The 23,953-nt window shown below is 53.8% G+C and carries 15 protein-coding genes; 13 read left to right on the plus strand and 2 right to left on the minus strand.

The genetic code is table 11. The features are described 5' to 3' along the window. Positions 1-83 precede the first annotated feature (83 nt). From R70723_RS07760 to R70723_RS07770, 3 genes are read left to right on the plus strand one after another with little or no spacing between them, the layout of a single operon-like run. On the plus strand, positions 84-1,142 hold the full coding sequence (locus R70723_RS07760) for a glycoside hydrolase family 88/105 protein (protein ID WP_039871120.1): 1,059 nt from the start codon (positions 84-86) through the stop codon (positions 1,140-1,142). A 33-nt stretch (positions 1,143-1,175) separates the two neighbouring features. After that, positions 1,176-3,767, plus strand: coding sequence for an exo-rhamnogalacturonan lyase family protein (locus tag R70723_RS07765; protein ID WP_047171058.1), 2,592 nt, complete (start codon positions 1,176-1,178; stop codon positions 3,765-3,767). Next, positions 3,751-5,289 carry a glycosyl hydrolase family 28 protein gene (locus tag R70723_RS07770; protein WP_039871123.1) on the plus strand — a complete coding sequence of 513 codons (1,539 nt, stop codon included), beginning with the start codon at positions 3,751-3,753 and terminating at the stop codon, positions 5,287-5,289. Before R70723_RS07765 ends, R70723_RS07770 begins: the two co-directional genes overlap by 17 nt. 64 nt (positions 5,290-5,353) lie before the next feature. Here the strand turns inward: R70723_RS07770 and R70723_RS07775 are convergent, their stop codons facing one another. Further along, positions 5,354-7,090, minus strand: a complete 1,737-nt coding sequence (locus R70723_RS07775; protein WP_039871126.1) for an ABC transporter ATP-binding protein — start codon at positions 7,088-7,090, stop codon at positions 5,354-5,356. Positions 7,091-7,221: 131 nt separating this feature from the next. Here R70723_RS07775 and R70723_RS07780 point away from each other — a divergent pair, with 131 nt between their 5' ends. The 3 genes from R70723_RS07780 to R70723_RS07790 all read left to right on the plus strand — a co-directional run bounded on the left by R70723_RS07780 (position 7,222) and on the right by R70723_RS07790 (position 12,114). Continuing rightward, positions 7,222-8,661 carry an ABC transporter permease gene (locus R70723_RS07780; RefSeq protein WP_039871128.1) on the plus strand — a complete coding sequence of 480 codons (1,440 nt, stop codon included), beginning with the start codon at positions 7,222-7,224 and terminating at the stop codon, positions 8,659-8,661. 16 nt (positions 8,662-8,677) lie between these two features. Then, entirely contained in the window at positions 8,678-10,186 is a 1,509-nt protein-coding gene (locus R70723_RS07785) for an ABC transporter permease (protein ID WP_039871129.1), read from the plus strand. An 86-nt stretch (positions 10,187-10,272) separates the two neighbouring features. Continuing rightward, positions 10,273-12,114: an ABC transporter substrate-binding protein gene (locus R70723_RS07790; RefSeq protein WP_039871131.1), complete on the plus strand. Its 1,842-nt coding sequence runs from the start codon at positions 10,273-10,275 to the stop codon at positions 12,112-12,114. Between the two features lie 561 nt (positions 12,115-12,675). Here the strand turns inward: R70723_RS07790 and R70723_RS07795 are convergent. Continuing rightward, positions 12,676-14,172: a glycoside hydrolase family 43 protein gene (locus R70723_RS07795; protein WP_039871132.1), complete on the minus strand. Its 1,497-nt coding sequence runs from the start codon at positions 14,170-14,172 to the stop codon at positions 12,676-12,678. Between the two features lie 171 nt (positions 14,173-14,343). Here R70723_RS07795 and R70723_RS07800 point away from each other — a divergent pair, with 171 nt between their 5' ends. The 7 genes from R70723_RS07800 (at position 14,344) to R70723_RS07830 (ending at position 23,951) form a co-directional block, all read left to right on the plus strand. Next, positions 14,344-15,252: an ArsR/SmtB family transcription factor gene (locus R70723_RS07800; RefSeq protein WP_039871133.1), complete on the plus strand. Its 909-nt coding sequence runs from the start codon at positions 14,344-14,346 to the stop codon at positions 15,250-15,252. A 412-nt stretch (positions 15,253-15,664) separates the two neighbouring features. Further along, complete coding sequence (locus tag R70723_RS07805; RefSeq protein ID WP_039871134.1) at positions 15,665-16,375, plus strand: DNA alkylation repair protein; 711 nt, start codon at positions 15,665-15,667, stop codon at positions 16,373-16,375. 228 nt (positions 16,376-16,603) lie between these two features. Then, positions 16,604-17,956, plus strand: a complete 1,353-nt coding sequence (locus R70723_RS07810) for a sodium-dependent transporter (protein WP_039871137.1) — start codon at positions 16,604-16,606, stop codon at positions 17,954-17,956. 196 nt (positions 17,957-18,152) lie between these two features. Further along, on the plus strand, positions 18,153-19,910 hold the full coding sequence (locus R70723_RS07815; RefSeq protein WP_039871139.1) for a sensor histidine kinase: 1,758 nt from the start codon (positions 18,153-18,155) through the stop codon (positions 19,908-19,910). Then, a complete protein-coding gene (locus R70723_RS07820) occupies positions 19,903-21,471 on the plus strand; it encodes a response regulator (protein WP_039871140.1) in 1,569 nt (522 codons plus the stop codon). The genes R70723_RS07815 and R70723_RS07820 overlap by 8 nt, the downstream gene beginning before the upstream one ends. A 158-nt stretch (positions 21,472-21,629) precedes the next feature. Then, complete coding sequence (locus R70723_RS07825) at positions 21,630-22,982, plus strand: ABC transporter substrate-binding protein (protein ID WP_052421227.1); 1,353 nt, start codon at positions 21,630-21,632, stop codon at positions 22,980-22,982. Between the two features lie 66 nt (positions 22,983-23,048). Next, complete coding sequence (locus R70723_RS07830; RefSeq protein WP_039871141.1) at positions 23,049-23,951, plus strand: carbohydrate ABC transporter permease; 903 nt, start codon at positions 23,049-23,051, stop codon at positions 23,949-23,951. Positions 23,952-23,953: the final 2 nt, after the last annotated feature.

Genomic DNA, 23,953 nt, shown 5'->3' on the forward strand with positions numbered 1-23,953 from the left:
TTATGCCTTTTATTGCGGAGTAATCCCACTTTTATTGTGTTAGTCTGGTTACGACTCGCAAGAAGCCTATACGGGAGGACGATATGGGGACTGATGGGATTATGAGGAAAGAGGAGCTGCTAGCCGGACTGGATAAGCTCTGGAACAAGCTGCACGGCCGGGAGGAGCATGATGATCTGAATGTGTGGGAATGGGTGCAGGGGGTAGCACTGTACGGGGTCATCAAGGCTTATGAGGAGACCGGGCAGGAGCGCTATTTCGGCTTTTTGCAAAAGTGGTGTGAGGACAACGGTGAAAAGCTGCGGCACGGCTCGGTGAACTGGGTTGCGCCTGCCAATGCGCTGCTTAGCGTATACAGGGAGACGGGAAATGCGCGGTATCTGGAAAGCTGCCGGGAGGTAGCAGACTGGTGTATGGAGAGGGCGCTGCGGACGCCGAACGGCGGCTTTGCCCATGTATGGGGCCCGGGGGCAGGCGGTCTGGAGGATTACAAGAACCAGCTGTGGATCGACACGCTGTTTATGGCAGGGCTGTTCATGCTGCGGTTTGGTATTGCGGAGGATAACGATGCCAGTATCCGCGGGGCGCTGGAGCAGTTCGATATTCATATCCGCTGCCAGTTTGACCCGGAGTGCGGCCTGTACTCCCACGGCTATCACTGCCTGCAGAACGCCCGGCTTGGGGAGCACTGGGGACGCGGCAACGGCTGGGCTGCAGTAAGTGTAGTGGAGCTGCTGACGCTGCTGCAGGGGCAGCCGTATGATACCACACGGTTCGGGGAGCTGTTCAAGCGGCATATGGAACAAGCGTATGAGCTCCGTATGGAGGATGGGATGCTGCGGACACTGCTGGATGAGGAAGAGGCCTATATGGAGGTCAGTGCCTCCGCATTGTTCGCCTATGCTGCACTCAAAGGCTTCAGGCTCGGCCTGCTGGATGAGCGGTTCAGGGACTGGGGCCGGCAGATTACGCGGAATATACTGGCTGACCATCTGGCGGAGGATGGAACAGTGCTGCATGCGTCCGGCGGTACAGACTGTCAGGATAAGGCGGGCTATCTGCAGGTGCCTTACGCGCCCAGACCGTACAATACCGGAATTGCGCTGATGCTTTTCAGTGAAGCACTGGTTCATCACAGTTAAATGGAACAACATTACCCGGAGGTGGAAAACAGCATGTCCAAGCTGCATTTAAAATGGCTGACAGCACAACAGGCGGAGCGTACACCGGTTAGCTTTGGTACGCCGTGGAGCCAGGGGGCGCTGCAGCCTGGAGAGCCTGTATCGTTACAGGACGAGGCCGGAAACGGAGTCCCTGTTCAGACCAAGATTAACGCCTACTGGCCGGACGGCTCGGTGAAGTGGCTGCTGCACAGCGGGGTGCTGGATACCCGGACCTCTTATGTTATGCAGAAGGGGGAAGAGGCTGCCCCGGAAGCCTGCATTACAGCAGCCCAGGATGCAGACGGCTCGGTTCAGATCGGGAGCGGGCTGCTCTCCTGTACGCTCCGTCCGGGCGGGCAGCTGATTTCGGCCCTGCTACGCAGACAGAGCGGCCAGAAGCCTGTATCAGCACAGTTAACCGCCCTGATTGAGAACCGCAAGGAGGACGAAGGTCTTGAGACCGTTTCCATCCACAAGCTGATCGGTTATACGGACACCCTTACACTGGAGGAGGCGGGTCCGCTGCGGGCTGTCGTCAAGCTGGAAGGCAGCCACCGGTATATGAACAGCAGTGAGCGTCGTTTTCCGTTTGTGATCCGGCTCTATTTCTATGCCGGAAGCGATGAGCTCCGGATGGTTCACAGCTTCATCTACGATGCGGATGAGAACCGCGATTATTTGAAGGGGCTGGCTGTGCATTTTCAGATGGAGGCTGCGGGAGAGCTGTGGAACCGCCATGCCGGCTTTGCCGGGGATACGGGGATGTTCTACGAAGCGGTGCAGCCGCTGTATACCTATAGCGGCATCCATCCGCTGTACGAGCGGCAGCAGACCGCCGGCCAGTTTGTCCATATCGACCCGGACGCGGAACCGGCGCTGCTGGAGAATGTGCGCGATAATGCGGCCTGGAGCAGCTTCCGGCTGCAGCAGGACTCTTGCGACCACTTCAGCATTGTCAAAAGCACTGCCCGCCGGTGCGCCTACATTCCGGCGGCGCAGGGCAACCGTTCCAGCGGAGCCGTTTTTTTCGGCAGCGAGAGCGGAATCATGGCGGCGGCGGTCAAGGATTTCTGGCAGAAAAGCCCGATGGCGCTGGAGATTACCGGGGCCAGGGAAGACAACCCCTGCCTGAGCGTATGGCTCTATAGCAGATACGCCGAAGCCTATGACTTCCGGGCGTATGATACGGAATCGCATACCTTCTCCTACGGCGATATGAATAACCATCCGCAGGGGATTGCCAACACCAACGAGCTTACGCTCAAGCTGTTTGACCGGATGCCGGGTAAACAGGCCGTGCTGGACTTTGCCGCAGATGTGCAGGGTGATGCGCTGCTGGTTGCCGCCCCGGAAGCGTATGCGGAGACCAGGGTGTTCGGCACCTACTGGCAGCCGCCGGAGCAGGAGCAGTACCGTACGGCTGCGCATGAGCGGGCGCTGCTCGGCTTTATGGATTTTTACATTAAGGAGGTAGAGCAGCGGAGATGGTACGGCTTCTGGGACTATGGTGATGTGATGCATACCTATGATCCTGTACGCCACAACTGGCGTTATGATGTCGGCGGCTTTGCCTGGCAGAACACGGAGCTGTGCAACACCTATGTGAACTGGCTGCTGTTCCTGCGTACCGGAGACTATGATATCTTCCGGTTCGCCCGGGCGATGACACGGCATACAAGCGAGGTGGACATGTATCATCTCGGCGAATATGCGATGCTGGGCAGCCGCCACAATGTGCGCCACTGGGGCTGCAAATGGAAGGAGCCGCGGATCTCCATGGCCGGGCACCACCGTTTCTTCTATTATCTTACAGGCGATGAGCGGACCGGCGATCTTATGGATTTTGTAAAGGATGCCGATTATGCCCCGCGGATCGGTCAGAGCGCGGACGCAGACGGCTGCTATCAGGTCCGGACCGGTCCGGATTGGTCCTCGTATGTCTCCAACTGGATGACCCGGTGGGAAAGATTCCAGGATACAAAGTATCGCGATAAGATTATGATCGGCCTGGCGAATATTAAACAGGCACCGAACCGGCTGGCCTCCGGCTCCCATTTCCGGTATAACCCGGAGACCGGGGAGATGGGTTATCTTAGCGAAGGGAATTACCAGTATCATATGGTTATCTGCTTCGGCGGGCCTGAGATCTGGTTCGAGCTGGCGGAGCTGACCGGGGATGAAGAGCTGAAGGATATGCTGGCCCAGTTCGGAGATTATTTCGCCATGACACCGGAAGAGCGGAGGATTTCGTCAGGCGGCTTGTTTAATGAGAGCAATGACAAGGCCTGGGATGGGCTGAGGTTTGGTATCCGCATGCCGGCTTATACAGGGTACCGCTTCAACAGGCCTGAACGGATGCAGCAGGCGCTGGATATGCTGCAGGCCGGTGCGGACCACAGCTCCAATACTCCCGGCCAGACGGATGAGCACGGCAATCCCGTGTATGCAGAGGTACCGGATGCTGAATATATCCGCCCGGTCCGTGAGGTTCCGTATGCCAACACCAATGGGATATCCCAATGGAGCCTTAATTATATGGAGACCGCCAGACTGCTGGAACTAATGAAAAAAAACGGAGGCAACGAAGATGCAGACAAAGGATAATAGCCTGCTTACACCGCTTAATCTGGTGTCACCCCCGTCGGCCCGGACGGATGCAAGCATTGCGGTGGTCTGGGATAAGCCGGAGCTCTCCGGGGACATCGCCTGTTACCGGGTGTATGTGAATGATGTCATTCACGGCATATGCACGGCAGCAGACTATACGGTGACAGGGCTTAAGCCTGCGCAGGAATACAAGGTGTATGTCTGCGCCGTAACTGCAGCCGGAGAAGTGTCTCCGGGCAGTAATACAGTTACCGTGTCCACGAAGCCGGAAGGGGAGCTGTTCGATATTACCGTGTTCGGTGCGGTAGAGGGCGGAGTAGTTCTTAATACAGCCGCTATCCAGGCGGCGATTGATGCCTGTACCCCCGGCGGGACGGTATACGTGCCTGCAGGCACATTCCTAAGCGGCGCCCTCTTCCTGAAGAGCTGCATGACCCTGTTCATCGAGAAGGGCGGGGTGCTGCTGGGCAGTGCGCAGCCGGCGTATTATCCGCTGATGACCTACCGCTGGGAGGGCCGGGAGCAGCTCTGCTATGCGAGTCTTGTGAATACGCCGGATTGCAGCGGCGGTGAGCGGCTTGAGCATATTACCATTGCCGGCGGGGGCACGATCGACGCGAACGGGGCAGCCTTGTTCAAGGCGGAGATGGCTGAGAAGGAGGGCTTCCGGGGCCGGGCGGTCTGCCTGCGGAGCACGGACTATGTGTACCTGAAGGACATTACCGTCCGCCAGTCGCCCGCCTGGTGTGTGCATCTCATCTACTGCAATCAGGTCACTGCAAACAACGTCAGCTTATATACGAAGAATGATGAGCATGGCCGCAGATATGCCGATGTTTTTAACGGCGACGGGCTGAATCCGGACTCCTCCAGCAACATCTATATTTTCAATTCGCTGATCGCCAGCCAGGATGACTGCATAGCAATTAAATCCGGCCGGGATGAGGAGGGCAGGCGCGTAGGCATTCCTTCCGAAAATATCCGGATCACGAATTGCCGGTTCAAAAGCGGGTTCGGCGTAGCCGTCGGCAGCGAAATGTCCGGCGGTGTCAGAAATGTCAAGGTCAGCGACTGCACGTTCGAGGATGTGTACAGCATCGGAACGGTCAAAGCGCCCAGAGGCCGGGGAGCAGTCATTGAAAACATCGTGTATGAGGACTGCACGCTGCGTAATTACAGTCTGGAGCATGAGGATTGCCGGTGGTTCAGGGGAGCTATCAATATTGACCAGTTCTACGGCCATAAGGAGTACGATCCGGACCGCGCGGAGGAAGTGAATGAGGGCACTGGAATCATCCGTGATATTACGTTCCGGAACATCGTGCTTGACACTCATGCCGGCAATGCCGTATTTATGGCCGGGCTGCCCGAACAGCCGCTGCAGAATATTGTGCTGGAGAATATATCGGCTATCGGAAAGTACGGCCTGAAAGCCTATAATATAGAAGGAATGACAATAAATAATGTATCCGTGCTGTCCCGGCTGGATGAACCGTATCAATTCCATAACGCCAAATAAGCTTTAAAAGGAACAAGGCAGTCAACGTGAGGTTGACTGCCTTGTTTATGCTGCCGCCGGGTTATCAGCCCGTAGGCATGGCTACCCAGTGGCCTTCTGAAATCTCAACCAGACTGGACTTATCCAGATTATACTTGTCACCGCCGGTCTGTTCCTCCAGCAGTGTCCGTTTCTTGGCCGCCTCGATCTTTGGATCAGGCACCGGGATGGCTGCCAGCAGTGATTTGGTGTATTCGTGCTGCGGGTTCGTATACAATTCTTCGCTTTCGGCGAGTTCAACGATCCGGCCCATGTACATTACGGCTACCCGGTCGCTGATATGCTTGACCATGGACAGGTCATGGGCAATGAACAGATAGGTCAGGCCGAGGCGCTGCTGCAGCTCCTCCAGCAGCTTGACGACCTGGGCCTGAATCGACATATCCAGTGCCGAGAGCGGCTCATCGCAGACGATGAATTTCGGCTCGACCGCAAGCGCGCGGGCAATGCCGATCCGCTGCCGCTGTCCGCCCGAGAATTCATGCGGATAACGGATGGCAAAGGCCGGATCAAGCCCGACCAGGTCCAGCAGCTCTTCGACCCGCTTTTTCCGCTCGCTCTTGCTGCCGGCGAGATTATGTACATCCAGCGCTTCCCCTATAATATCCATCACCTTAAAGCGCGGATTCAGCGAGGCGTACGGGTCCTGAAAGATCATCTGCATATGGCGGCGCATGGTCTTCATTTCCTGTGCATTCAGCCGGTTAACGGCCATCCCGTGGAAGAGCACATCACCGCCGGTCGGCTCATGCAGCCGGAGAATCGAACGGCCGGTGGTTGACTTGCCGCTGCCGGACTCACCGACCATGCCCAGTGTCTCCCCTTCACGGATATGGAAGCTGATATCGTTAACAGCGCGCAGCACCCGGCCTTTGCCGAGGTCAAAATGCTGCTTCAGCGATCTGACCTCAAGCAGCGGGCGTTTGCCTTCTCCCGGAATAATCAGTCCGGGCGGCTTGGGCTTCTTCTTCTCATCCAGACGCGGCAGGGCGCCCAGCAGCCGCTGTGTATAAGGATGCTGCGGACGTGCGAAGATCTCCTCGGTGGTGCCTGTCTCCACAATCTCTCCGTTCTTCATAACGGCTACCCGGTCGCACATCCCTGCGACAACTCCGAGATCGTGGGTAATAAGAATAATGGAGGTGCCGAGCCGCTGCTGCATATGCTTCATCAGATTGAGGATCTGGGCCTGAATGGTCACATCCAGCGCCGTGGTCGGCTCATCCGCAATGAGCAGCGCCGGCTGGCAGACCAGAGCGATCGCAATCATTACGCGCTGCCGCATACCGCCCGAGAATTCGTGCGGATACTGCCGATAGCGGACCTCACTGTCCCGGATACCGACCTGCTTCAGGATCTCCAGCGCTTCCTGCTTGGCGGCCTTGCGGGACAGCTTGCGGTGCTTGACCAGACTTTCACTGATCTGCTCCCCGATCCGGATCGTCGGATTGAGGGAGCTCATCGGGTCCTGAAAAATCATTCCGATCTCCCGGCCCCTGATCTGTTCCATCTGCTTCTCTGACTTGGCCGCCAGATTATCTCCCAGAAAAACAATTTCCCCATCCTTTAATAGTGCAGGCGGGGAAGGGAGCAGTCTCATAATGGAGCGGGCGGTGACGCTTTTGCCGCTGCCGGATTCACCGACAATGCCCAGTGTTTCCCCTTTATATACTTCAAAGCTTACGCCGCGGACGGCGGGACGCTCTTCATCATGGCTCTGAAAGGAGATATGCAAGTTGTTGACTTTCAAGATCGGTTCCATGTTTCCACCTGCCAGTTTCGCTAAATTTTTAAGGGCTTTTCTTGACAATAAACAAATCTATTAATAAAATATACCTTATCTATCGGAATAGTACAATTTTAAAATATAGAATGCAAGGAGGGCAAGTCATTATGGAGGCGGCAAAACACGGAGGCATAAATGTCGCCAAGGCCATCGGGGATTCTTACAGCAAGCTGCTGCAGAACAACTCCTACCGGTATTTCGCCCTTGTACTGGGCGCACCCGTCAATCTGTTCACGCTGCTTGTCCACCGTGCCCGTAAAACGGGTGATGCGCATACCTCAGTATTGAAGGAGACGCGCGAGGAGCTGGTGGCTTCAGGGCTTCAGGAGAAGCTTGAATCAGAGTTCACAGATCAGCTGCACAGCAAGGCCAGATTCTTCGGACAGCAGGCCAGTGAAGCGGAGCTTGCAGGCGAGGCGAAGAAGCTGGCGGCAGAACGGTTTGAGCTTATAGTTGCGGAACGGGCAGATGACAGGCTGCAGGAGAAGGGACTGTCCAGATCAACGTTCATCAGTACCTTTCAGGCGCTGCTGCAGCACCCGCTATTTTTACCGTTGTCTTTTATCCCGGGATTGCCGTTGTATCTGTTAATCTTTTTGTACAGCAGTCCTTATCTCAAATACATATTTGAAAGATTGATCATGACGGTATTCGTAATTTTCGGGGTTGCCGTTCTGGTATTTACCATACTGTATATATCACCGTTTGATCCGGCAGTCAATATTCTCGGCCAGACGGCTACCGATGCGCAGATTATGGAATTCAACCGGGTGTACGGGCTGGATCAGTCCTACCTGGTGCAGCTCTGGCACAATATTAAAGGCATTGCGATGTTCGATCTTGGCAAAGCCTTTGCCGGAAACGAAGAGATTGTATCAGCGATCGGCCGGAAATTTCCGGTGACGCTTGAGCTGACGCTGTTCTCGCTGCTGATGGCTGTCGTGATTGCGATTCCGATCGGAATCATCTCGGCCGCCAGACCAAACTCCTGGTTCGATTATACGTTCATGCTCATTGCGCTGATCGGCCTGTCGATCCCGAGCTTCTGGCAGGGCCTGATCTTTATCCTGGGCTTCTCGATCAAGCTGCAGTGGCTGCCGGCGACCTTTAATCCGGGCAACTGGCTGACCTTTATTATGCCGGTGGTGGTGCTCGGAACAGGATTAACCGCAGCGATTGCCCGGATGACCCGGGCGTCTACGCTTGAGGTTATCCATGAGGATTATATCATAACGGCTACAGCCAAAGGACTCAGCAGACGGAAGGTGCTGCTGAAGCATGCTGTGCGCAATGCGCTCATCCCGATTGTGACCGTAATCGGCCTGCAGTTCGGAGCGATGCTGGGCGGAGCGGCGGTTACAGAGAAAGTATTCAATATCAGCGGACTGGGCAGCTACATTGTGGATAAGCAGTTCATTCCCGACATTCCGGCCATTATGGGCGGTGTAGTCTACACAGCAATCACCATCTCTCTGATAAACGCAATGATCGATATTCTATACGCCTTTGTGGACCCTCGTATCCGGTCCAAAATGAAACAATACTGATAGCAGGTGAACATACATGGTTAACGCAAACGCCGAAAGGCGTGAACTACAGCTTAAGCTCAAAACCTCCCAGGAATACCGTCAGGCCGGCTTTGCCTGGACGGGGTCCCTTATTATTACACTGGTCCTGCTGCTCGCCTCCTATGACTGGGAGGCGCACAGCATCAAGCCCTGGATAGGGCTTGCCTGTCTGGTCTACGGGGTTTTTACAGCCCTGCAGGTGCTGGTCACTCTGCTCATCCGCAGAGATCTCAGAGTCTATGGTGAAATCCGCAGCATTACCCGTGCTTTGGGCTATGTACTGCTATTGAGCCTGGTCACAGGCAATGTATTTGTTGCCACTGCAGCCTTCCAGCTGATCCAGAGGCGCAAATCACCTGAGTATACGCTGGCAGTATACACTCTGCTGACCCAGCTTGGGGTAATTGCCGTTTCGGCAATCAATCTGTACAAGCCCTACGTGGCGGATACCTTCCTGACCGGAATGTTTATCCTGCTGGCAGTTGCTGTTTTTCATCTGCTGACAGTGATTCTGACCGTCAGATTTGTACGGCGGCGTCAGGTTCCGAAGGGGCTGCTCTGGGTAGCTTATCCGCTGCTGCTGACCGCGCTGACCGGCAATCTCTTTGCACTTGCGCTGGGCATCATCCTGATTGTCCGGATCCGGAACAGCGGCAATCCTGCTGTAGCCGGCTGGGAGGATGTACTGGAGCGGCTGACCCGCAATACAACAGCGATGCTGGGCCTGCTGTTTATTGCCTTTCTGTTCTCCGTATCGGTGTGCAGCTATGTGACCTTTGACTACGGTATGGCGGTGGATAACAACTACTCGCTGATTTTGCAGCCTCCGTCACTGGCGTATCCGCTGGGTACCGATAATTTCGGACGCTGCCTGTTTACACGCATTATTTTCGGTGCGCGGATCTCCCTGATTGTCGGGGTCATGTCCACTGTCCTGCCGCTGTTCATAGGTGGTACCCTCGGAGCCATTTCCGGCTACTATGGCCGCTATACCGACAACATCATCATGCGTGCGCTTGATGTGCTGTACGCAATTCCGGGCATTCTGCTGGCGATTGCGATCATTGCCGCCTTTGGCGCCAATACAGTGAACCTGATCCTTGCGCTCAGTGTCGGGGCTATTCCGACCTATGCACGGACGATGCGGGCCAACGTGCTGCAGGTATCCACCTTTGAGTATGTGGATGCCGCCCGGGCCTTCGGCTCCAGCAACCGGTCGATTATCTTCAAGCACATCGTTCCGAATTCACTGGCTCCGATGATTGTCAAGGCTACACTGACCATTGGCGGTGCAGTTATCTCGACGAGCAGCCTGAGCTTCCTGGGGCTGGGGATTGAACCCCATATCCCGGAATGGGGCAATATTCTCAAGCTGGGCAGTACCTATCTCGAGACGAACTCTTACCTGGCGATTTTCCCGGGGCTGGCTATCATTGCACTCGTGCTGTCGTTCAACTTCTTCGGTGACGGGCTGCGGGATGCGCTTGATCCCAAAATGGAATAACGGTTTTGGTTTAACAGATTACGGAAAACTCGTCTTAACCGGCGTTTTTCATAGAGACATTAATAGATACTGGGGAGGAAATTGTAATGAAAAAGAAATCCGCACTGGCGCTGCTACTGACTACGGTAATGGTCCTTGGCGGCTGCTCTGTAGCAACCAAATCCAATACAGTCGGCAATACGGCTGAGCCTGCTGCCTCTGAGGCACCGGCGACAGCGCCTGCCGGCGATGGAACACCGGTTAATATTGATGTGCTGGGCATGAGCAGCAATGAGTCTGATCTGAACATTGTCCGCGACCAGCTGACTAAGAACGGCTTCAACGTGAAGCTGAACATTCAGCCTGACTATGCAAGCTTCAAGGCCCAGGAGGATGCAGGCAACTATGATGTTTCCTTGTCCGGCTGGACTACTGTAACAGGTAACCCGGATTACGCGGTACGCTCCTTGTTCATAACCGGCGGTGACTACAGCAGACAATCCGATCCTGAGCTTGACGCGCTGATTAACGAAGCCGCTACGCAGACTCCGGAAGAGTATACACAGACCTACAAGGAATTTGAGCAGCGTCTCGTATTTGACGAGGCCCGTATCGCTCCATTGTATATTTCCCTGAAGAGCCAGGCGGTTAACAAGGAGATTCTCAAGGCGGACTCCGTAAGATTGTCTAAATCCCGAGCTCTCGCATGGGAAGACATTGACTTTACCGATACTGCTAAACGGACTACAGAGCCGCTGATTCTGTCCCAGGCTGCCTCTACGCTGACCTCTTTGGACCCGATCAAGGGTAATGACGGTTCAATTAACCAGCTGAATACGAATATGTATGTACGCCTGGTCAACCTGACTGACGATGACAAAATTACGTCCGACGCTTCGCTGTCCCGTAACCACACCATTGCAGACGGCAACCAGGACTACTACTTTATTCTGCGTGATGATATCAATTTTGCCAAAATCGAGAATAAAAAAGCAGTGGATACCGGTGAGCGCGTAGGCGGCGACGATGTTGTATTCTCACTTGATCGTGCCAAGAACAAGGACTCTGTGCCGGATCACCGTACTTACAGCCTGCACGAGCACATTAACACGGTTGAAGTATTCACTGACCTGAACGCTCTGGGCTCCATTAAGGTGGCAGGCGGAAACGGTACGGTTAAAGAAGCTTTGGAAAAAGGGCTTGATGCACCGATCTCCGAGCTGGTAGCTGACAAAAAACAGGCTGACAACGCAAAGGGTAAATACCAGGTTATCAAGCTGACTACTACCGAGCCGTTCCCGCAGGTACTGAACTACCTGGCGCACCAATCGGCCGGTATCGTCTCCAAAAAGCAGGTAGAGAGCATCAACACTTATGATGTGGCTACCTTCGACGTGAACAAGGACATTCCTTACGGTGACCAGAACACAGTAACAGAGGGCGACCAGTACAATAACACCCTGTATGCCAGCGGCCCTTACATTTTGTCCTCCAAGAACGACTATGAAGGGATCTTCCTGAAGAACCCTGCTTATCAAAAAGGCACAGACAATGAAGCGCTGATTGATCAGGTAAATGTACGCTTTATTGCCGATGCTGACAGCACACTGTCCGCTCTGCGCAGCGGCGAAATCTATGTGTACTACGGCGTGCCTGAAACCAAGTATGACGTTGTTGAAGGCGACAGCAAGCTGCAGCTTAAGAGCATTCCTAGTAATGCTGTGAGCTACCTGCTGTTCAATACGCAAAACCGTGAAGTGGCGAATAGTGTGGATCTGCGCAAAGCGGTGCTCTACTCCATCAATCAGGATGAAATCCTGGCCTTCTACAACGGTAAAAAGCTCAAAGCCGTTTCCACCGTCAGCCCGCTGATCGACACAGGTAATGTGCTTACAGCTGATCCGGCCAAGGTAAAAGAATTCCTGGCAGCCTACCAGGCTTCCAAGTAAGCCTGCACTGAAAAAGGCTGGGAGCCTGCAGGATTGACCTCCTTCCGGGGGATGAACCGGATTCCGTTCTATAGCTTGACCTATGAAAGAGCGCTGCCCCTAAACGGGCGGCGTTCTTTTTTTGCATGCCGCTTTAACAGCCGGAAAAGCCCGCCGTATAACGAATTCCGATAGTTTAACAGATGCCCTCACTACGTTACACTATCACTTTCTGCTTAGTCTAACGGACCATACAGCCCTTATTCTCTCTAAAAACACAATTTTGGCAGGCTAACGGACCGAGGTGCGCTTATTGTTGGCTGTGTGGGCGTTTTCTGAGCTGATTTTGGTAAATAAGAGCACTGGAGTCCGTTACAAAAAACAGAGCCGATATATGAGGAAGATAAGGTCATCTCTGTCCGTTATAGATGGAATAGCCTATCCGGCAAGTCAAGAGGAGCAGTAGCGTTGGGGAGACAAGTGTGCGCTGTCACTGGGAATTCCGGTTTTACAAAAAAAGCCCCGCCAGTCAGCTTGAAGCTGAAGGCAGGGCCTCTTTTACATGCCACACATTGTATCGTTCTACTTATACTCGCACGCAAACTCAGTAAATTCAGCTGCCGAGCCTTCACCTGTGGCATACAGTCCGATCAGCACGCCGGTAAAGCCGCCGGCCACCTCGGAGGAGAGGTATTTCGTATGCACGGTTCCGAGCGGCAGCTCTCCGCCGTCTGGCTGCTGAAGGAAGAAGCTGTAGCGTTCAGATGCGGATTTAATAATCAGCGTCGCTTCCAGCTGGCCATTGAGCGCAGCGGTATGCTCGACCGATTTGATATCCCCGATGTTCAGCCGCTCAATCACCCGGCAGCCGTCCTCATCCTGGACTACCGCCAGATCATAGTGATGCAGCTCATCCATGTACAAGGTAAGACCGGCCTCGCCGCTTCCCGTAAGCTTCACTTTGCAGGAAATAACGGCATCGAAGTCTCTCTGACGGATGCCGATGAAGCTCGGGGAAGCCGGAACATCCAAGGTAACCCCGGTGCCCGTTAACGTTGCTTTTTCAGGCTCCAGCTTGTAATTCCCCGTCGCCGGGTGGCGCAGATAACACCAGTCGAGGCTCCAGTCGGTATTGCCGAAGGTATAGTGCTTTTTGTCCTCCTGGACTGTATTTTCCGGAAAACGGTCTGTCTCGAAGCTGCTCAGTGTGGTGCCGTTATGCCCTGCGGTGAACCAGCCGTCCTCATCAAAGGTTACCGGAGTAAGGAATACCTCGCGTCCCAGATGGTGGAAGGTCAGCCAGCGGCCGGTCTGGCGGAAGCCCAGATGCAGCATCCACCAGTTACCGCGAGGGTCCTGGATAAGGTCGCCGTGTCCGACACCCTGCAGCTCATAGCCGCCCAGATTACGGTTGGTCAGTACCGGGTTGTGCGAATAGGACTCGAACGGGCCGGACAGCTGCTCACTCCGGGCATAAATAACCATATGGCCGTACTCGGTTCCGCCTTCAGCCGCCATCAGATAATAACGTCCGTTGATAAGGTACATATGGGGACTTTCCAGATAACGTCCGCCTGTACCCTGCCAGATCGTCCGGCTCGGGGAGAGCTTTTGTCCGGTAGCGATGTCAATCTCACATTGAACGACTCCGCCAACACCGTTGTCGTCCTGGCCGTTGCTCATAAAGTAAGCACGGCCGTCCTCAAAATACAGATCCGGATCGATTCCGCCCTGATCAACAAAGATAGGCTCCGACCATTCCCCGTAAATATCGTCAGTCCATACATAAAAGTTCTGGCGCAAGGAATCATTGGTTGTTGTCATATAGAAACGTCCGTTGTTGTAGCGGATCGTAGGGGCAAACACCCCGCCGGAGCTGCCCACTTCTCCAAGCTGTACCTGGCTCTCCCGGGTCAGACAGTGGCCGATTTGCGTCCAGTTGATCAAATCCTTGCTCTCAAACAGCGGAACGCCTGGGAAGAATTGAAAGGAGCTGCAGACAAGATAATAGATATCTCCTGCCCTGCAGACACTCGGATCCGGGTAAAAGCCCTTGATGACCGGATTGTTGTATATCATAATATCCACCTCGTTTTTGAATTCTTATATATATGAATCTAGGATAATCGCCAGCTAATGAAATTAAACAATATCACTGGAAAACTTGCAATGGCTTAGGGTTGCTCAGGAATGTTAAATCATTTAAATTAATAAATATATGAATTCAATTGCAGAGGGTGTATGACATCTATGATCAGGGCAAACGGGGACAAGCAATATCTGCCGCTGTATGAAGCACTGGCAAGCGAGGTGAGATGGCGGATTATGAGCCTGCTTGCCGGGCAGGAGATGAATATGAAGGAGATTGCCTCCCGGCTGGAGCTCAGTCCTTCTATTGTAACTATGCATATCCGTAAGCTGGAGCAGGCCGGACTGCTGGGGAGCCGCAGAGTAAGGCTGAACGGGGGGACGCACAAGCTGTGTTTTCTCAAGGAAAAGCATATTGAGGTCGAGCTGCCGTCGGCGCACCGCAATCAGAGGGTCAGGGAGCAGAGTATTTCTGTCGGCCATTATACCTCGTTTGAGGTGCATCCGACCTGCGGGCTCGGTACCCGTGAGATGGAGATCGGGGTGTGGGATGATCCGCGCTACTTCTATGACCCCGAGCGGGTGAATGCGGCAATCCTGTGGTTCGGCAAAGGTTATGTGGAGTATAAAACGCCGAATTATCTGCTGCCCGGCCAGCATGTCGAAGCGCTTGAAATTTCGATGGAGCTGGCCTCGGAGGCACCGGGATTGAAGGATGACTGGCCGTCGGATATCAGCTTTACCTTCAACGGCATCCAGCTCGGCACCTGGACCAGTCCCGCCGACTTCGGCAGGGCCGCCCGCGGCAAATACACTCCGGCATGGTGGCACCGCAATGTGAACCAGTACGGGCTGCTCAAGACCATCCGCATCGACGCCTCAGGCACCTGGATCGACGGGGAACGGATGTCGGAGGTGACTGTCCGGGATGTCCGGCTCCAGGAGCCGTTCTGGACGCTGCGTTTTGCGGTCGAAGAGCAGGCCGCCCATATCGGCGGATTGACGCTGTACGGGGCGGGGTTCGGCAATCACGATCAGGATATTGTGATCCGGGTGCAGCTGGAGGGCTGAGACGGCAAGGGGAGCATCTACAATTAGAATTAGCCAACCTAAGTAGAAAAAGGTCACCTAATTCTGGACTATCAGCAAGGAAAAGTTAATTAGGTGGAAAAAGGTCACTTAATCTTGCCGTTTTTGCTCTTAAGAGGCTTTTGGTTGAAATTAAGTGCGGTTTTTCCAACTAAATATCCAAAATCCTGAAGAATGACGGAATTAGGCGGCGAAAATCCAACTAATTGTAGGTGGGCCACCCGTATGAATTCTTCCGCCAATAGACAAGTGGGAGCGCTACCCGTACGAATTCACCGCCATTAGTCAACAAATTTCAGTCCACTCCGTTCCGCTCACTAACTAACAGCCTCACTTGCAGCCACGACAGCTGTGAAGTACACTTTCAGTATCTAAGGCTAAGGACGTGTTATAGATGAATGCAGAAACGGTAATGCAGGAGCTCGAAGCCCTCGGCAAGGAACGCACGAAGAAAATGTACTGCTCAAACGGTGCGCAGGAGCCGCTGTTCGGCGTGGCGACCGGGGCGATGAAGCCGATTTTCAAGCAGACCGGGATTAATCAGGAGCTGGCCGAGCAGCTGTATGCAACCGGCAACTATGACGCGATGTATTTTGCCGGAATTATCGCTGATCCCAATGGCATGACCGAAGCCGATTACGACAGGTGGATGGATGGTGCCTACTTTTATATGCTGTCCGATTTTGTGGTGGCGGTGACCCTCGCGGAGGCGGATATTGCCCAGCAGGTGGCTGATAAGTGGATTGCCAGCGGCGAGGATCTGCGGATGTCAGCGGGCTGGAGCTGTTACTGCTGGCTGCTAGGCAGCCGGAAGGACGGAGAATTTGATGCGGACAAGCTTTCCGGCATGCTGGAACTGGTGAAGAATACCATTCACGATGCGCCCGAACGGACCCGATATTCGATGAATAACTTCCTCTACACAGTGAGCACCTCTTATGTGCCGCTTCATGAGCAGGCTGCCGTAACAGCCAAAGAGGTAGGACCGGTAGAAGTCGCAGACAATAAGGGGAAGAGCAAGCACATTCATGCCTATGCGAACATTGAGAAGGCGATGGATAAAGGGCAGAAGCTTGGGTTCAAGCGCCGGCATGTGAGATGCTGAGGACTCGCAGACAAACATATTTTATATAGAAAAGTTCTTTAAGGGACAAGCCGCCGGCTTGTCTTTTTTTGGGGCTTTAGCCAGTGGTCCTGATTTGAAAATGCCCTTGAATTCACAAAATATACACTGACATATTTTAACGCGGCAATGAATTGAAAAAATATATGACACATACGCGTTATATAAGCTATAATGGGGCATAAAAAACAAAAAAAATGGGGTCAGTACATGAATCAACAAAAAGGTCAACAAAGCCTGCTGACGGAGAAAAAGGAACGTTTCTCGAACAGCGGCTTCATTTTTGCAGCCATCGGCAGCTCGGTGGGTCTGGGGAATATGTGGAAGTTTCCTTATATTACAGGGGAAAACGGGGGCGCAGCCTTCTTCCTGCTCTTTATTGTCTGTCTGGTATTAATCGGTCTGCCGGTGCTGCTGGCTGAGCTGGCTATCGGACGCAGCGGACGCGGAAGCGCCGCAAGCTCATTCATCCGTGCCGGCGGCGGTAAAGGCTGGAAGGTAGCCGGAATATTGCAGGTAATCGCACCGTTTCTGATCCTTTCCTTCTATGTCATTGTTGCTGGCTGGACCCTGCAGTACGCGGTCATTTCCTTCAACGGACAGCTGTTTAGTACTACTGATTATGCCGGGGAGTTCGGTTCCTTCGTCTCCGGGTATATGCCGATTGTATGGCAGGGTATTGCAATGCTGATCACAGCGGCTGTCGTTATTCTCGGCGTATCCGGCGGGATTGAGAAATTTAACAAAGTCCTGATTCCGGGCCTTGTTGTTCTGCTGATTGTCCTGATGATCCGTGCGGTTACACTGCCGGGCTCATCTGCAGGCGTGTCATTCTTCCTTAAACCGGACTTCTCGGTGCTGACAGCAGAATCTGCACTGGTTGCGCTGGGACATGCCTTCTTCTCGCTGTCACTCGGGATGGGGATTCTGCTGACTTACGGCTCATATGTGGACAAAAACCAGTCACTCGGCAGCGCCACACTGGCCATCGGCGCAGGTGATTTGCTCTACGCGTTCATTGCCGGCCTGATCATTTTCCCGACAACGTTCTCGTTCGGCATTGCTCCAGACCAGGGGCCTTCGCTGATCTTTGTCGCGCTGCCTGCAGCGTTCTCTGCGATGCCTTTCGGCGCCTTCTTCGGCGGACTGTTCTTCATTCTGCTGGCGATTGCCGCTCTGACCTCGGCGGTATCCCTGCTTGAAGTTCCGGTATCCTACGCTATGGAACGCTTCCGCTGGAGCCGTCCGCGTGCGGTCTGGATTCTGTCGCTGGTCTGTTTCCTGGTCGGTGTTCCGTCCGCTATGTCGCTGGGGATGTTCCCTGAGCTTACCTTCGGGGGCAAAGCATTGTTTGACTGGATGGACTTCATTACCTCCAACATCATGCTGCCGCTTGGCGGCCTGCTGATCACTCTCTTTGCCGGATACTTCTGGAAAGGCGCGGCGGATGCAGCCGGACTTAATGCCCGCTGGTTCCGCATCTGGCTGTTCACCCTGCGTTATGTGGCTCCGGTGCTTGTCTTCCTGGTGCTGCTGCATACGTCGGGGATCATCAAATTCTAAGCTGAGTATACGTTTGTAAGCCTCCGGGATATATCCCGGGGGCTTTTTGCTGTACAGTCCAGGTACCTGTTCGTTAGATTTTATTACATACTTGACAAAGTACATAGTACTTCACATACTTAATAATCAATTCAGGGCAGGCTGACCTGCTTTTATGTAAGCGCTAACCATACGCCAGATGCAAAGGAGCTAACCTATGCTTGGACTAATCAAACGGATGAAGATTTTCCACCGGCTGGTGTTTTTTATGCTGCTGCTGATCCTGCTGGTATGTGCCGGATTCCTGGCGGTCACGACCCTTTCTTTTAAAACCTATGATGAAATGCTATACGAGCAGGCCTCCCGCGCTATGAACCTGTCTGTCTCCGGCATTGAGAACGAGATCAGCAATATCGAGGAGCTGTCGATGAACATGGCGCTGGATTCCAGAATCCAGGAGCAGCTGGTCAGCATACAGGGGGGGATCTCCGCCTACGAGCGCACGGTCCGGACAACGGATTTCAAGAATAAAATTGCACAATACATGTTCTCCGAAGAGAGCATCGCTTCCATACGGTTCCTGAATACGAGCGGCTACGACTTTCTGGTCGGGCAGAACAGAGTGATGAATCAGGAGGAGGATGTGGACGGAATTGTCCGGACCGCACATGAACGGCAGGGTTCAGGCGTATGGATTGAACCGCAGCAGACGGAGGAGGGGCTGACGCTGGCCCGGGAGGTCCGGTCGATTTTTGAGCCGATTCTGGAGCCGCTGGGCACGCTGATTTTTCAGATTGATTACCAGAGACTCGTTGAGCGCCACTTCCGGCCGGAAGCCGGCACAGCAACAGAGCTGTTCGTTTTATCCGGGTCACGTATGCTGTACCGTCCTGCGGCAGAGAGCCTTCAGCGCTTTGAAATTGCGGCAATCCCGCTGACCGGCAGCACAGGCTCCCTTTTGCAGCATATAAACGGTAAGCCTTATTTTCTTGCGTATAAGCAATCCCCGGCGACGGGTTGGACCTATATCAGCGTAATTCCCTATGACGAAGTGTTCCAGGAGAAAAAAGTGCTGCGAAACGCCATTCTGCTGATTGCCGGAGCCCTCCTTATCATTGCCTGTACCATCAGCTACCTGTTCGCCAAAGGCTTCACCCGCCCGATTGACCAGCTGGCCAGACAGATGCGCAGTGCCGAAAAGGGGGATTTCAGCGCTTCCCTGCTGGACATCCGTGCGGCCGCACAAATGGACGAGATCGGTTATCTGCACAAAAGGTTCAACAGCATGATCCGCAATATCGAGCAGCTAATCGATGACAATTATAAGAAACAGATAGTGATCAAGGATACGGAGTACCGGGCGCTGCAGGCGCAGATCAATCCGCATTTTCTCTACAATACGCTGAATTCGATCAATTGGATGGCCCGGATGCGAAGCGATGAGGTGATCTCAACCATGGTGGAGTCCCTCAGCCAGCTGCTCCGGGGGGCGATGGATAACAAGCGTACCATGGTGACCGTGCGCGAGGAGCTTGAGCTGATAACCAGCTATATGTATATCCAGAAGGTGCGTTACGGCAAGCGGATTGATTTCAGCACAGAGGTGGAGAGCGGGGCAATGGACAGTCTGATTCCGAAATTTGCACTGCAGCCGGTCGTTGAAAATGCGGTGTACCATGCCGTAGACCAGACAGCCGGGGTATGCCATATTACCATTCATTCCGAAACCATTAATAACGGCCGTGATCTGGTCTTTGCCGTCAGTGACGACGGGCCCGGCATCGGCGCGGATTATCTGGAGCGTCTGCGGAGTCTGGACTATGAGGCTAAAGGGACAGGAATCGGCTTGAGGAACATCCATGAGCGGCTGCAGCTGGCTTTCGGCGGGGAATATGGCATTGGCATGGAGAGCGAGCCCGGCAAAGGAACCTGTGTGCGGATTACGATACCTAAAGGAGGCAGCGGTGATGTATAAAGTACTGCTCGTTGATGATGAGGAGCTGGTGGTGCAGGGGATTTCCAGTCTGATTCCTTGGGAGAAGAACGGGTTCCGGCTGCTTGAGCCGGCCTATAACGGAGCGGAGGCGCTGGAGCGGTTCCGCCGGGAACCGGCTGACATCGTCATTACAGATATCCGGATGCCGCTGATGAACGGACTGGACCTGATCCGGCAGCTCAGGGCAGAGTCTCCGCACACGGAGTATATTGTGTTGTCAGGTTACGGTGAATATGACTATACAAGCGAAGCGATGGCCCAGGGAGTGAAGCATTATCTGCTGAAGCCGAGCAACGAGATGAAAATTCTTGAGGTTCTCCACACCGTGGCCGCCGAGCTGAAACGCCGGTCAGAGCATGCGGAATTTGTGGAGCGTCTGCAGAATGATTTTAAAAAGGTGCTGCCCCATGTAAAAGAACAGCTGCTGCGCGATATTGTGCTCACCGGCATGTACAACAAGCAGGACTGCGATTATTTCATGGATCTGTTCATGATCGAGCAGCAGCTGTTCAAGCTGGTGCTGTTTGGCTTCCACGGGGAAACGGAGTATATTCATAAATTTGCGCTCAGGAATATTGCCGGGGAGGTATTCAGGGACGAGGGGGCCTATTTAACGACAGTGGTGCGGGACCAGGTGCTCCTGCTTGTAAAGGCCGTTGATTTCGGACAGCTCGCGGCAAAGGTCAAGCAGGTTCAGCGGATTTATAAAGCTTATTACAAGCTTGAATGCTCTGTAGCTGTCAGCAAAGAAGGGGGCTTCACAGCGATCCGCTCCATGTACGATACGGTGAGACGCTGCCTGAGCTTTGGACTGCCTTTTCAGGAGGGCTTTATTGTGACTCCGCAGGATGTGCCGGATGCCGAAAAGGAGCTTCCGGTGGATGCAGCCAATGTATCGGAACGGCTGGTGCTGGCTGTCCGCGCCGGTAATGCGGCGGAGATAAGGGACACGCTTAATGAAGCGGGGGGACTGCTGGGAAACGGTGTACATGATGCAGCGGCTGCACGGAAATTGTGCCTGGAGCTGTTTCTGGCGGTGATCCGGCAGAGTGAAGGAGGGCTGGATGAGTATGTCACCGCAATTCCGCAGCTGTATAATATGCCTTCCCTGCGCGAAGCCTTTCAGCTGCTGGAGGAAACGGCGCTGGAGCTGGCTGCACGCCATTCCGGCCGGACAGCTAAACGGCAGAATGATCTGATCGACTCCGTGCTGCGGATCGTGCAGGATAATCTCGGCAATCCCGATTTATCGCTGAAGTGGATCGGCAGCGAGCTGCTCTATGTAAATGTGGATTATCTGGGCAAAATGTTCACCAGAAAAACAGGCAGTAAATTCTCCGGTTACCTGCTGCAGCTGCGGATGGAATCGGCCAAAAGGCTGATGGAGCAGGAGCGGGAGCTGAGGATTTATGATATTGCGGTCATGCTGGGGTATCCGGAGGACGCCCAATATTTCTCCAAGCTGTTCAAGAAATACACCGGCATGACGCCGACGGAATATATGCGCGGCAGTGAGGGGCAGAAGCAGCTGCCTTCCTGAAAGAACTCGATTTCTTTCAGGAAGAACCTCTGTTTTTTCCATGTTGGAGAAGCGTGAAGCGGTGTATTTTAGATATAGAAACGTATTGCAGCATCCGGGCCCGGACAACACAGATACGTTCAGGTTAACAAATAACAACAATAGAGGGGCGCTAACCAATGAAGAGACGTTTTTCCAGTATGATGATTGCGGCTGTTGCCGGTATTCTTGCGCTGACCGGGTGTTCAGGAGGCAACTCAAATACGGCAGAGCCGGACGGAACCGCGCAGCCTGCCGGTCAAACGGCGAGCAGCAGTACACCGGATGCGGGCGGCGGCAATCTCCGGATCATCTGGTGGGGCAATCAGGAGCGGCATGATTTGACGTCCAAGGTGCTCGATCTCTACTCCAAGACCAACCCGGGAACTACCTTCACACCGGAATATCAGGGCTTTGACGGGTATTTCCAAAAGCTTACGCTGCTCGCGGCCTCTAATAATATGCCTGATGTCGTTAACTTTTACGTGGGCTCAAGCGATTCGAACCAGTTCCTGGACAAAGGGCTGCTGGAGCCGATGGATCAATATGTTGAAAACGGTACCATCGATGTTGCGGATATCGGGGAAAATACATTGTCCGGCGGAAGAGGCGCTGACGGCAAGCTGTACGGGATACCGCTTGGCGTTAATGCCAGGGTGATGATCGTCGATCCGGCAGCGTATGAAAAAGCCGGCCTGACCATACCCGAGAAAGGATATGCAAACTGGGAAGCGCTGCATGAGGATCTGGGCAAGCTGAAGGAGGTTACCGGGGCTTACGGTGCAGACGATCTGTTCAACATCAATTTTACGCTTGCTTATTATGCACGCCAGTTTGGCCAGACGATCGCAGCCGAGGAGACGGGAATCGGCTTTGACGAGAAGCTGTACACGGATTTCTTTACTTACCGGCAGGGATGGTCCAAGGAGGGGCTGATTCCCAAAATGGATGCCTCCCTGTCAGTCAAGAACCCGGAGGAATCCTTCCTGGTAAAAGGCCAGTCTGCGGTCATGGTCGCCTACACAAACCAGTATCCGGGTATTGTCAAGGCTGCGGGCAGACCGCTGCAGATGATTCTGATGCCTGGTCCTGATTCGGATAAAGCGATGGATGTGCGGCCGGGGATGCATTTCTCCATCTCGGTCAATTCCACCCAAAAAGAGGCGGCTGCCAAATTTATCAGCTATTTCGTCAACGATGTGGAAGCGAACAAAATCCTGAACGCCAACCGCGGCATGCCGGTCTCAAGCGCAGTGCGCGCTGCCCTGATGGAGCAATTCGAGCCTGAGATGAAGGCGGTAGCGGATTATATGGAAGTCGTAGCAGAGCATAGCGGCCCGCTTGATCCGCCTGCTCCGGCAGGAGCGACTGAAATTGATAAGCTTATGGTGGATCTGGAGCAGCAGATTATGTACGAGCAGACCTCCATTAAGGATGCCTATGCGAAGCTGACGCAGGAAGCGGCGGCGATTGTAGCCAGAAACAAGGAATAACATACAACAGCGGCCGGCTCCTGATTACGGTGAAGCAGCCGGCCGCAGACAGGTGTGATGAAGCTAATGACACAAAAGGCCGTTAAAGCAGGTTATGAGAACCGGACCGGCTATCTATTTATTTTACCGTGGATTATAGGCTTTACCGCATTTACGCTCATACCGTTTGTGGCTTTATTCTATTTCGCCTTTACTGATTATGATCTCTTGTCATCACCCGGCTGGGTCGGGCTGGATAACTTTATCCGCATGTTCACGGTGGATGAGAAGTTCCTGACCAGCCTGAAGGTTACCTTCTTCTATGTGCTGACTGCAATCCCGCTCCGCCTCATCTTTGCTTTATTCATTGCGATGCTGCTGAACATGAAGATCAGGTTTGTCGGCTTATACCGGACGGCCTTTTACATTCCCTCCATCATCGGAGGCAGTGTAGCGGTGGCGGTCATGTGGGGCCAGCTGTTTGGCCTGAACGGGGCCGTTAACGGAATCATCGGCCTGTTCACCGGCACCAGCCCCAATACCTCATGGATTGCCAATCCTGATACGGCGCTGTGGACCCTGATCCTGATGGCGGTCTGGCAGTTCGGCTCGCCGATGATCATTTTTCTGGCCGGGCTCAAAAACATTCCCGATTCCTATTACGAAGCAGCGGTTGTTGACGGAGCGAACGGCTTCCACCGGTTTGTCAAAATCACGCTTCCCCTGCTGACCCCGGTCATCCTGTTCAATCTGGTGATGCAGATTATCGGAGGTTTCATGACCTTTACCCAGGGGCTTATTATTACGTCAGGCGGACCGCTGGACCGGACCTTATTCTATCAGCTGTATGTATACCGGCAGGGCTTTGAGTTTCTGGACATGGGCTATGCGGCGGCCTTATCCTGCTTCCTGCTGCTTATTGTTGCCGTACTGACCGCGCTTGTCTTTAAGTCATCCTCCGCATGGGTACATTACGAGTCGAAAGGATAGCC

This window comes from Paenibacillus sp. FSL R7-0273 (genome assembly GCF_000758625.1).
In the GTDB taxonomy this organism is placed as follows: Bacteria; Bacillota; Bacilli; order Paenibacillales; family Paenibacillaceae; genus Paenibacillus_AQ.